Origin of the sequence: Bifidobacterium boum (genome assembly GCF_000741535.1) — a bacterium.
Lineage (GTDB): Bacteria > Actinomycetota > Actinomycetes > Actinomycetales > Bifidobacteriaceae > Bifidobacterium > Bifidobacterium boum.
On the sequence record NZ_JGYQ01000007.1, the window covers coordinates 51572 to 63022 of the forward strand.

Below are 11451 nucleotides of genomic sequence, written 5' to 3' on the forward strand. Positions count from 1 at the left end.
TGACATGTCACCGTGGCATGACGCTGCAAGTGACCGTAGCACAATGACGAATACCGATTCACGAAAGGCAATTATATGGACGGATGGCGCTCCCACCTGGATGCTCCAAACGGCGAGGACGACACGGCCCCGACACCGGTCGACATGGATTCATCATCGTACCATGATTCAGCTTTTCCCTTCGAGGAATCGTCGGCCGACACATCCGCGGATCAGGAGCTCGATATCTTTTCCAAGAAGACATCGCCGTTTGCCGCATTGCAGCCCTCGTCGTGTATCGTCGCAGTTGTCGTCATCATCGTGGCGCTTATCGCGGCTTCGCTTATCTTGCCTCGGGTTAAGGCGCCGCGTGAACTGGTTGCCTCGTATGTCCGTGCCGTTGCGAATGGCGATTTCGAACATGCTACACAACTCGCCAACCCAAATGTGCCGCAATCCGCGCGTGCACTGTTCGCCCACGGCGTGCTGGATGCCAATCATCGCATCACATCGTATGACATCGATTTCAAGCACGAATCCTTCTCGCCGTTGCAATACTCGGTTCATATGTTCTACACTCTGGGCAATAAGCAAGGGGAACAATATCGTGGTTCAAGCATACTCCGCCTGCACATGAAGCCCAATGGCTCATGGGCGTTTGATGATAGCCTGCTCAACGTGATGAAACTGCCACGGTCCGAACGATTCACGGTGAATGGTGTGCCAGTGTCCGATACCGGTTTCAACCTGAACTCGATATGTCCTACATCGAAGAAATACTGCAAGAGCAAGTTAATGCTTGACATCGACAACGATGATTTCTATGTTCCCGCATACCCAGGCATCTATGCGGTCAGCACGCCTCTACCTGCGGACAATCCGAAACTGTTCACCGTTGTCCAACGACATTTCTTCATTCCGTATGGTTCCTCCAATACGCGAGTTCCTGAAACATCCGGAACCGATGGTGACAACGCTGCCGGCAGCGCCGACGGTTCCGGCAATACGGATGGTTCCGACGCCACCAGTACTGACGATACCGAATCAGACCGTTATCGCTACGGTGAAACACGTTCCGACGACGGCACATGGGTTGCCGTCGTCAATGCGAGTTTGTCATATTCCTTCTCCATTGACTATGATTTCACCGATCAAGCCAAGACTTCGATGTTGCGACAGTTGGACGTTCATACGCGCAGCTGCGTCAGCAAGCTCAATGCGCGTGACCTGTCAGACAACACGTGCACGTTCATCTCGAAATACCTCGATCCGCAAGTCTATTCCGCGTGGACGGTCACGTACACACCAGGCAAGCTCAGCAGCGACTCACTGTACATAAGCGAGTGCAAACCACAGAACAACGGAACAATCGTGTGCGATGTATTCGACGGCGTACACGGCAAGCTTACGCTAAATCGCACAACCAGCGGCGGCAATTCCTACCGCTCACAGCTTAGTTTCTGGCACTCCACCGATAACACCATGGTTGTCGACAAAGATTGCGTCACACCTGTTTTCGCCACACATTGACATGGACACAGAAATCCACGCATACGCCTAAATGCTACACCGCCTCCATCCTGCTGTTCAATCGTAACGGCTTTGGCTGAAAAGCCCGCATCGCCGCCCCTCTATCGCTGGCGATACAATGGCCTCAGTCAGACAGAGAGGAGACCAAGGTGGGGCGCAATCAGCGGGCTGAATCGTTCGGGCTTATTTCCTGCGTCATCTGTGCGGCGGTCGGATTCATGGCGATGACGTTGTATCGCGCTCACGCTCCCGCGATCTGGCAGCTCACCCAACGCACGTTCACCGCATGCGCCGCAATCGACGCCGCATGCGCGGTCTTCTCGTTCATCGTCGGATACACGCATTTCTCCCGCTCGCTGCACGAGCAGCGCCATTGGTATCTCGTAGTACGCCGGCTGTTCGAGGTCCTCGCCCTATCCGTGGTCTACGGGTCGACGATATTCCTGACATCCTTCATGTTCCTCGACATGATCAACGGGATGATGGGCAAGGCCATGAGCGGATACCTCCCCGCAATCTGCGCGGCGTTCTGCGCAATCTTCGGCTACGTCACGTTCGTGCAAGCGGAGTTGATGAACGCGAAAACCTTGGCATCGCTGCTGTCGTTCTTCATCATCGCAGGCGTGAGCACCGCCGGCTCGACCAGCGACGACCCGTATTGGGCGAACAACAATTTCTCTCAGTTGGGTGACCGCACCACGTTCGCCGCGCGCATGTTCAATTCCACGCTCATGCTTGGCGGCATTTGCATCGTCATCATCAGCTACTTCGCCATCACCGAACTGGTAGCAAACTACCGGCAACGGTTGCGCTGGCATGGCGATGCGACCAAACTAGGGTCGGGCCCTATCCCCCATTTCGTTCAGCGCACCGTTATTCTCGCTATCCTGTTGACGCTCGCCGGCATTGAATTCTTCGGCATCGGCATGTTCCGCTACACGCCCCACCCCATCCTGCACAACGTGTTCGCCAGAAGCCTTCCCGGCGTCATGGGTATTCTGCTTATCGCACTGCCCTGGCTGGCTCCACAACTGTCAAAAGCCGTCTACGTGATTTCCGATCTCGCGATTGTGGTGTGCGCGTATGCGGGCGTCATCTGGCTGGAGGGCAACAATACGCTCACCAATGTCGAAGCGCTTGCCGGACTGCTGTTTCTCGGATGGTTTGTCGTGTTCACCCGGCAGATTGCCGCGATTGAAACCGACCGTATGCAAGCGCAACTGCTTCACGCGCAGTATGATGCGGCGACAGCCAATCCTACGGCTGACAGCATGCGAACCGTTCCCATCCCTGTGAATGTGCCGGTCACCCGTGAATCGTCCGCGAACAATACGCCGGACGCCCATGACGGTACGAGTGGAAAGCGGCATCATTGGCACTGGCCTCGCCGCCACGAGAACGGGATCTCAGGGACAGCGGTCGAGCCGTCCCTGGAATCCCGTCTCGCATCCGACCAGTGAGCGGGCTGCAGTACGCTTGAACAGGATGAATCAGAACAGTTCATCCTTATTCGCGTTATCAGCGCTCATGAGCAACAGGAAACTGCGTGACTGCGCTGTAATGTCGAAACCTGCTTCGTAACTCAATTCCGGCCCATCAGGATTGTACGTGTCAACCATCAACTGCCATTTGGAACCGTATTTCTCATCCGGCAGGGTGAACATGATCGGCTCGTAATGCGCGTTGAAAATCAGGATGAAATCGTTGTCGATCATCTGATTGCCATACCAGTCGCTCTCGGGAATGTCTTTGCCGTTCAAGTACACCATCATGGATGAGGCATGCGTGTTCTGCCAGTCGTCCATATCCATGATCCGGCCGAGATGGTCGAACCATTCGACTTGCGGGATGGTGGTCTCGTTATCACCCTGCGTGCGACCGGTGAAGAACCGCCGCCGATGCAGCACCGGATGGTCAAGCCGCAAGTGGACCATCTTGCTGACGAACTTGAGCAGATTCTTCTGATCATCCGTCAGATTCCAGTTGGTCCAGGAAATCTCGTTATCCTGACAGTACGCGTTGTTGTTGCCCTGCTGGGTGCGCGCAACCTCATCACCGCCGCAAATCATCGGGATGCCTTGGCTCACCAGCAGGGTGGCGAACATGTTGCGCATCTGCCGCTGGCGCAGCTCATTGACGTCACGAATGCTGGTCGGGCCTTCAACACCGCAGTTCCACGAACGGTTGTTGTTTTCGCCATCGCGATTGCCTTCACCATTGGCTTCATTATGCTTGCTGTTGTAGCTGACCAGATCGTTCATGGTGAATCCGTCATGCGCGGTGATGAAGTTCACTGACGCGACAGGCCTACGGCCATTTTGCTCGTACAAGTCCGAGCTGCCCATCAGTCGGCTCGCGAACTCAGGCAATGTGGACGGTTGCGAACGCCAGAAATCACGGACACAATCACGGTATCTGCCATTCCATTCGGACCAGCTGGACGGGAATCCGCCGACCTGATAGCCGCCGGAACCCAAATCCCACGGTTCTGCGATGAGCTTGACCCGGGAAATCACCGGATCCTGCTCAACGATGTCGAAGAACGCGGAAAGCTTATCAACCTCTTGGAACTGGCGCGCCAATGTCGCCGCAAGGTCGAAACGGAACCCGTCAACATGCATTTCCGTCACCCAGTACCGCAGGCTGTCGGTGATCAGACGCAACGCGTACGGCGAGCGCATGAGCAGCGAATTGCCGGTGCCGGTGGTGTCGAAGTAATGGCGCTGGTCGTTGTCCACAAGCCGGTAGTAGGCCATGTTGTCGATGCCGCGGAAGCTTAACGTCGGCCCGTAGTTGCTGCCTTCGGCGGTATGGTTGTAGACGACGTCGAGGATGACTTCCATACCGGCATGATGGTAGGCCTTGACCATCGACTTGAATTCGTTGACTTGTTCGCCGCGCTCCCCCGAACTGGAGTACGAGTTTTGCGGGGCGAAGAAACCGATGGTGTTGTACCCCCAGTAGTTACTCAAACCTTTCTCCTGGAGGAAGGAATCGTTGACGAACTGGTGGATCGGCATGAGTTCGATGGCGGTGACGCCGAGCTTTTTCAAGTATTCGATGACACCCGGGTAGGCCAGTCCCGCGTAAGTGCCGCGAATATCCGGGGGCACCTGCTTGTTGAGGTTGGTCATGCCGCGCACATGCGCTTCATAAATCACCGAATCATGGTACGGAATGAACGGATGCTGATCGTTGCCCCAGTCGAAGTACGGGTTGATGACCGCGGCCTTCATCGTGTGGGCTGCGGAATCGAGCGTGTTCATGTCGTGCGTGTCGTCCGGGCTGCGGAACCAGTACGAGTACAGGCTTTCATCACCGTCGATGTTGCCTTCGATCGCTTTGGCGTACGGATCCAATAGCAGCTTGTGCGGGTTGCAACGCAACCCGTGGTCGGGGTCGTACGGACCGTAGACGCGATACCCGTAGCGTTGACCAGGCTGGATGCCTGGCAGGTAATTGTGCCACACATACGAGTTCTGTTCGGTCATTTCCACGCGCGTCTCATGATCATGCTCATCGAACAGGCACAGTTCAACTTTGTCTGCCACCTGTGAGAACAATGCGAAATTCACGCCCGCGCCATCATAGCTTGCTCCGAGCGGAAACATGGAACCAGGTCTGATTTGCATGATTCCAGTATCTCACGTTTTAGGCTTCCGCGTTGCGCAATTGCAGACGCGTGTTCTGCCGCACGGGGTCCGTATGCCGTTCAGCGTGTCCGGCGCAACATTTCATGCTGGATGGCGATGATCGCGTTCGATTCCGTCACCGGGGTGTCGAGCAGTTGCCGCCAGGTGACCCACGCGGATTCGACGTGTTCGTCGGCGTCGAAGCGGCGGTCTTCAGTATGCCAACGGTCAAGATGAATCACCATGATGTGTGCGAGCTCGTCGGTCATGCCTTCGGACGAATAGTAGGCGCCCGCATGATCGAACCGGACGGCGGCATCGTCGGGGACGGTTCCGGTTTCCTCCGCAAGCTCCCTCAAGGCCGCCTGCTCAGGGTTCTCGCCCTTGTCCATCAGTCCGGCGGGCAGACCGTAGGCGAACCGGTCGGAACCGATGCGGTATTCACGTTCGATCAGATACCGGTCACCGGGCACGTCATGGACCAGCATGACCACGCATGGGGCGTGCCGAATGATTTGCCGCCTGATCCGCGTGGTCCCGCCGCTAACGAGCGGCAGATCGAGTTCGACATCATCCACGGTGAAAATCGGTCCACGGAACACCGTGGTTGTTGATGCGATGGTGACGGCACCGTTCATATCAACGCCATCGGATGATGCGTCAAGCAAACGCTCCATACTGTGTTCCGCCGCACTGTCAGTATGCTGGTCTTCCATCGTGCTCTCCTTGTTTCGGTTCGCCCTGCATGCGTGATCTTGAACGGTGGCGTACACGCATCCGTCAGCGCACCACCATGTCCCACGGGTCGGTTCTCATGGTAATCCACCATGCCGTCAGGCTTTGCCCGGTCCGTGCTTGCACTGCGGCAGGCACGTCTTCAAGCGCGTAACGGAACCATAGGGATTCGATGGCCGAATGCGGGGTGTTGATCAGCGCGGGGCGCATATGCTTGTCGCCGCTGCCCGCATGCAATCCGCGACGTCTGAGTTCGGCTTCCCAACGCGCCTGTTCGAGCGCATCGGTTGCGGGATGATGCCGCAAATCGGATGTGACATACACGTCGACGCCGCTGGCACGCACCTCGTCGAACATGGAGTCGCCCGATCCCGGGAGCACGGCGACCGTACGGACGGGAGCGTCAAGATCTCCCGCAACCTGAATGCCATACTCCGTGTGAGGTAGTTCATGCGCGACACGTTTGGCGAAATCACGCAACGGAATCGGTTCGGCGAGACGCCCCACCCGTCCGGTGCCAACCGGATGAGCGGACTCGGGGTCGTCGATCGGCGTCAACGGCCGCTGATCGAGTAGTCCGAACGCGTCGGCGGCTGCCTGCCCTACACCACGGTATGCGGCGTCCGCGTTCGTGTGCCCCACCCACAGCGCGCAACCGTTGCGGTACAGTTCGCTGACAATCGCACCGTGTACGCCGGCTCCCGACACTTCGTGGACCGCACGGAACAGCAGCGGATGGTGGCAGACCAGCAGGTCGGCATGCCCGCTGACCGCCTGCTCAACCACCGCACGCGTGGGGTCGGCGGCGAACGCGATACGCGTGACCGGAGCGTCAAGATCGCCGACAATCAGCCCGGGCGCATCCCATGATTCCGCGTACCGCAACGGGTAGAGCGTTTCCAGCACATCGGTGACCTGCTGCAGGTTCGGCATATTCCCTCGCTTTCTTGCCGGTATGGTCATTCACGTGGCGCGATCCGGCGTCCGACTCGGCTTCAGTGGGCGGCCAGCTGCCAGTCGGAACCGATGCCGACTGATACGTCAAGTGGAACCGCCAGATTCACGGCATGCTCCATCGCATCGCGGACGAGAGCGGAAACCTGCTCCTCCTCGCCGGGCGCGATTTCCACAACCAATTCATCGTGGATTTGCAGGATGATCCGGCTCGCCACCCCGGCGTCACGCAACGCCTGATCGGCCCGAACCATGGCGATTTTCATGATATCGGCGGCGGAACCTTGGATCGGCGCGTTCAGCGCCGCACGCTCCGCAGCCTCACGCGCCTGCCGTTTGGCGGAATGCAAGGCCGGGAAGTAGCGTCGCCGACCGAACACCGTTTCGGTGTACCCGTCGCGCTTGGCGTTGGCGACCAAGGATTCGAGATAATCATGGACTTTACCGAATGTCGCGAAATACTTTTCCTTAAGCACGTCGGCTTCCGCCGGGCTGATATGCAGCTGTTGGGCGAGCCCGTACGTGCTCAACCCGTATGCCAGGCCGTAACTCATCGCCTTGACGTGGCTGCGCTGATCCGGGGTGATTGCACTGACCGGAACCTGATACACCAGACTCGCCACATACTTATGGAAGTCCGCGCCCGAGCGGAACGCTTCAATCAGCGCCTCATCGCCTGACAGGTCAGCCATGATGCGCAGCTCGACCTGGGAATAATCGCAGCTGAGCAGCGACGCATACCCGGGGCCGGGAACGAAGGCGGAACGTATTTCACGTCCGGCGGCATTCCGGTTGGGAATGTTCTGCAGGTTCGGGTCGACGGAACTCAACCGTCCGGTTGCGGCGACCGTCTGTTCGAACGTCGTGTGGATACGACTGTCATGCGGATTGGTCGCATCGATCAGTGTCTGGACGATCTGCTTGAGCTTATTGGTCTCACGATGGCGCAGCAACGCCCCAAGGAAATCATTCGCCCGCTCATTGCCGTTCGCTGAACGCGCGTACAAGGCGGTCAGCGTCGACGCGTCAGTGGTGTATTGCCCGGATTTTGTTTTGCGCAACGGTTTGAGACCGAGATCTTCAAACAGAATCGAACGCAATTGTTTCGGGCTTTGCAGATTGACTTGACGGCCTGCCGCGTTCCACGCGATTTCCTGGGCTTGACGGGCGTCAGCGGCAAACTGGTCATGCAAGGCAGCCAGTCGTGACTGGTCGACGCAAGCCCCGGTATCCTCCATACGGAACAGCACTTCAGAGACGGGAAGTTCCAAGGATTTGAGCAAACCGTACTGCTGGCGCTCATCCAACGTTGAGGACAGTCTCACCGCCAATTCCCGGATGGTCGCCAGACGTGTCGCGATAATCGCGTCATCATGCGCCGTCTCGTCATCATCCTCGTCACCGAGGTCCAATTGGCCTTGCGCAGGACGTTCCGGCGCGTCGATATGCACGTCGATGAAACGCTCGGCGGCCTGGTCCAAGGATTCGGGATGGAAATCGGGAAGCACCAAGTATCCGGCAAGCTTCGTGTCAAACGCGGGTCGACGCGCGATCAGGCCTGCGGCCTGCAACAGGTGCATGTGCTCCTTGTAGCCGTGGACAATCATCGTGTCATGATGCTTATCGATGAACTGTTGCACCACCTGCAACACGTCGTCGTCAAGCGGGCACGCGAATGCCAGTGCGTCATCGTCGACAAGAAGCGCAATAGTCACGCAATTCGCGTTTCCCGGCTTGCCGCTTCCTTCCGCATACAGCACCCAGCCATGCTTGAGGGTCGCCGCACTCGTCGCATGCGGATCGATGGCGGGAACGGGTTCGGATGCGGTATCGGCACCGTGCATCACGGCATCGGAATCCGGCTCGGGCGCGGTGACGGATGCGGCATGACGTTGCAGCCAAGACCTGACCTGCGTGACATTCTGCGCGTGGGTGAGCGTGACGGATTCGCCGGGCTGCGGACTCGGGTTCGCTTCGTCAGCGTTGGCTTGGGTTACGGGCGTAACCGATCCGGGAACCGACTTGCCACCGCTGAACGCCTTGATGACCTTGCTGCGGGTACGCACCCCGAACTCAAGCTTGGAGAACAGCGACGCCACGCTCGTGGGGTCCATGGGGCCGAACTCGAAATCATTCATGCCGACGCCAAGGTCCACGTCTCGTACCAGCGCGTTGACCTTACGGTTGAGCTTGACCTGGTCGATATGCTCGCGCAGCGCCTCGCCCTTTTTCCCACCGATTTCGTCCGCATGTTCGATAATGCCGTCCAATGAACCGTACTGGTTGATCCATTTGGCCGCATACCCGTCGCCGACACCCGGGACGCCAGGAATGTTATCGGCGGTTTCGCCACGCAGCGCAGCGAGATCAGGATACTGCTGCGGGGTCACATGGTACTTGTCTTCAATCGCCTGCGGGGTCATGTGCTTGAGGTCTTTGAAATGGTGCCCCGGATACAGCACGGTGATGGCGTCATCCACCAGCTGGAACGCGTCTCGGTCACCTGACAGGACGAGCGTACGGTATCCTTCACGCTCCCCCATCGTCGCCAGCGTGCCGATGATATCGTCACCTTCATAGCCTTGCTTCTCAATATGCGCGACACCTAACGCGTCAAGCAGTTCTTGGATCAACGGCAGCTGGGTGAGCAAATCCTCGGGCGCTGCCTCACGCGTGCCTTTGTACTGGGGAAGCAGGTCGTTACGGAACGTGCCGCCTTTGACGTCGAATGCGACCGCAAGACGGTCAGGATGCTCCGCTTCAATGACTTGGGCGAGCATGGTGGCAAACCCCCACACCGCATTCGTCGCCTGTCCCGATGTTGTCGAGAAATTCTCGACCGGCAGGGCGAAATACGCGCGGAATGCCAAGGAATGCCCGTCAACGACAAGCAAGGTGCCGTGGAAATCCTTGTCCGCGGCACCTTCACGATTGCTCTGCTGTTCGATATCACTCATCGGTGGCTTCCGGCTTCTGGTCACCATACTTGGCGATAATCGCCATGGCCAGACGCTTCTTCGGAATACGCTGATCCATCGAGGTCTTCTGAATCCAGCGGAATGCACCCTGCTCGGAGAAGTCGGCCTTGTCCATGAGCAGTCCCTTGGCGCGATCGACGAGCTTGCGCTCCTCAAGTGATTCCTGCGCCTTCTTGAGTTTCTCTTCAGCTTCACGCAGCTGGTCGCGAGTCTCATTCAGCTCGTTTTCGCTGCGCTCAACATTGTCGAGCAAATCGTTGATTTCCTGGAATCGGCCCATCGCCACTTCGAGAGCGGGCAGAAGCTTGGACTCCTCATACGGCTTGGTCACATACGCCATGGCGCCGGCACCGGTGGCCTGCTTGACCAAATCGGGCTGCGAGAATGCGGTGAGCATGACCACAGGGGCGATGTTCTCGTCGCAAATCACGCCGGCAGCGGTGATGCCATCCATGCGCGGCATCTTGACGTCCATGCACACCACATCGGGACGATACTTGCGGGTGAGTTCAACCGCTTCCTCACCGTTGGCGGCCTCGCCGACAACCTCGTACCCGTTGTCTTCCAGCATGGCTACCAGATCCATGCGGTTGACGGATTCGTCTTCGGCGACGACAACCGTGCGCTTGCGATGCTCATCAGGCTCGGAAACTGCCGTCTGTTCATCGACAGATGTCACCGATTCTCCGGCTGCGACGGCTTTCAGCTCGTCATCAGTGAGCACCGGCGTCGCCGGCTGTGCCTGTTCCGTCTCATTCTTCGCAGTCATCTCTGCCTCTTTCCTAACTATCCGGCAGACACGCTGACACGCGCCGCACCGAAGCCGAGACCGATCCATGCCCTTCTCCGCGGCCCACACCGCAGGCACGATCTGCCGTCATTCTGTTAGCGATAATACCAGCAGTCCATGTCAAGGCAAGGGGTGTCGGCGCAAACAGGTTCACTGCGGTACGAGTGTCGGCGCAATGCCGTGTTGCGTGTGGGAGTTTATCGGGGATTTACGGTTTCTAGGGTGTTCTCCCGTCGGCGGTTTCAAGGGCGATTTTCACGAACCGCGGATTTCCAACGTTCCCGTGGGGACAATATCCGCGAGGACGCCGGATTCCCGTAAACTCCCACGCCGGATACAGGAGAACAGGCGCAAACCGGGAAACCCCGACAGTTCTCCCACATCACCCACACGCCACCGCCCGAATCCCGGCCTCCCCTGCCTCCACCGACACTGGCGGTCACCTCAGCGTCGGCAAACGCTTTTAACGACGCTGACGGTTACCCCAGCATCAACAAACGCCCCTGCCGACACTGACAACTCCTCCAACGTCGGTAGACGTTTCCAACGACTCTGGCGGTTGACTCAGCGTCGGCAGACGGGCGTATAAGGGGAACGAAGCTTGCCGCACCACGATTGTCCCTCTACGCCCGGCCCCACCACCGGACACACGTGTTGGCCTATAACCCGATAACCCTGTAATCCACGAGACACATCCTGCGGGAACAAGAAAACCCGTCGTTTCCGACGGGTTGTACCGGTGCCCCCGGTGGGACTCGAACCCACACTGCGCAGATTTTGAGGCTGCTTCCTCTACCAATTGGGATACAGGGGCTCCCGTGCACTGTTCAGCGCACGAGAAAATATACTACCA

At 58.1% G+C, this 11451-nt stretch carries 7 protein-coding genes and 1 tRNA gene; 2 read left to right on the plus strand and 6 right to left on the minus strand.

The window, feature by feature from the left end:
- The first annotated feature begins 75 nt into the window (after positions 1–75).
- Together BBOU_RS01750 and BBOU_RS01755 are read left to right on the plus strand one after the other, a co-directional pair.
- On the plus strand, positions 76–1509 hold the full coding sequence (locus BBOU_RS01750; protein WP_026502499.1) for a hypothetical protein: 1434 nt from the start codon (positions 76–78) through the stop codon (positions 1507–1509).
- Between the two features lie 149 nt (positions 1510–1658).
- The gene (locus BBOU_RS01755) at positions 1659–2969 is read left to right on the plus strand and encodes a hypothetical protein (RefSeq protein WP_026502500.1); all 1311 of its coding nucleotides are present in this window, start codon (positions 1659–1661) and stop codon (positions 2967–2969) included.
- 30 nt (positions 2970–2999) lie between these two features.
- Here BBOU_RS01755 and glgX read toward each other — a convergent pair whose 3' ends face one another.
- From glgX to BBOU_RS01785, 6 genes are all read right to left on the minus strand, one after another.
- Complete coding sequence (glgX, locus tag BBOU_RS01760) at positions 3000–5120, minus strand: glycogen debranching protein GlgX (RefSeq protein WP_026502501.1); 2121 nt, start codon at positions 5118–5120, stop codon at positions 3000–3002.
- Positions 5121–5221: 101 nt separating this feature from the next.
- Entirely contained in the window at positions 5222–5857 is a 636-nt protein-coding gene (locus BBOU_RS01765; protein ID WP_026502502.1) for an NUDIX hydrolase, read from the minus strand.
- Positions 5858–5921: 64 nt separating this feature from the next.
- Positions 5922–6809: a Nif3-like dinuclear metal center hexameric protein gene (locus BBOU_RS01770; protein ID WP_026502503.1), complete on the minus strand. Its 888-nt coding sequence runs from the start codon at positions 6807–6809 to the stop codon at positions 5922–5924.
- A 62-nt stretch (positions 6810–6871) separates the two neighbouring features.
- Positions 6872–9787 carry a DNA polymerase I gene (gene polA / locus BBOU_RS01775; protein WP_033490714.1) on the minus strand — a complete coding sequence of 972 codons (2916 nt, stop codon included), beginning with the start codon at positions 9785–9787 and terminating at the stop codon, positions 6872–6874.
- Positions 9780–10577, minus strand: a complete 798-nt coding sequence (locus BBOU_RS01780) for an ANTAR domain-containing response regulator (protein WP_026502504.1) — start codon at positions 10575–10577, stop codon at positions 9780–9782. Before BBOU_RS01780 ends, polA begins: the two co-directional genes overlap by 8 nt.
- A gap of 761 nt (positions 10578–11338) precedes the next feature.
- Positions 11339–11412 (minus strand) — tRNA-Leu (locus BBOU_RS01785).
- Positions 11413–11451: the final 39 nt, after the last annotated feature.

Excerpts from the sequence above, each read along its gene's own strand:
- BBOU_RS01750 (WP_026502499.1), top strand. The coding sequence starts at position 76 with ATGGACGGATGGCGCTCCCACCTGGATGCTCCAAACGGCGAGGACGAC.
- glgX (WP_026502501.1), bottom strand. The coding sequence starts at position 5,120 with ATGTTTCCGCTCGGAGCAAGCTATGATGGCGCGGGCGTGAATTTCGCA.
- BBOU_RS01765 (WP_026502502.1), bottom strand. The coding sequence starts at position 5,857 with ATGGAAGACCAGCATACTGACAGTGCGGCGGAACACAGTATGGAGCGT.
- BBOU_RS01770 (WP_026502503.1), bottom strand. The coding sequence starts at position 6,809 with ATGCCGAACCTGCAGCAGGTCACCGATGTGCTGGAAACGCTCTACCCG.
- polA (WP_033490714.1), bottom strand. The coding sequence starts at position 9,787 with ATGAGTGATATCGAACAGCAGAGCAATCGTGAAGGTGCCGCGGACAAG.
- BBOU_RS01780 (WP_026502504.1), bottom strand. The coding sequence starts at position 10,577 with ATGACTGCGAAGAATGAGACGGAACAGGCACAGCCGGCGACGCCGGTG.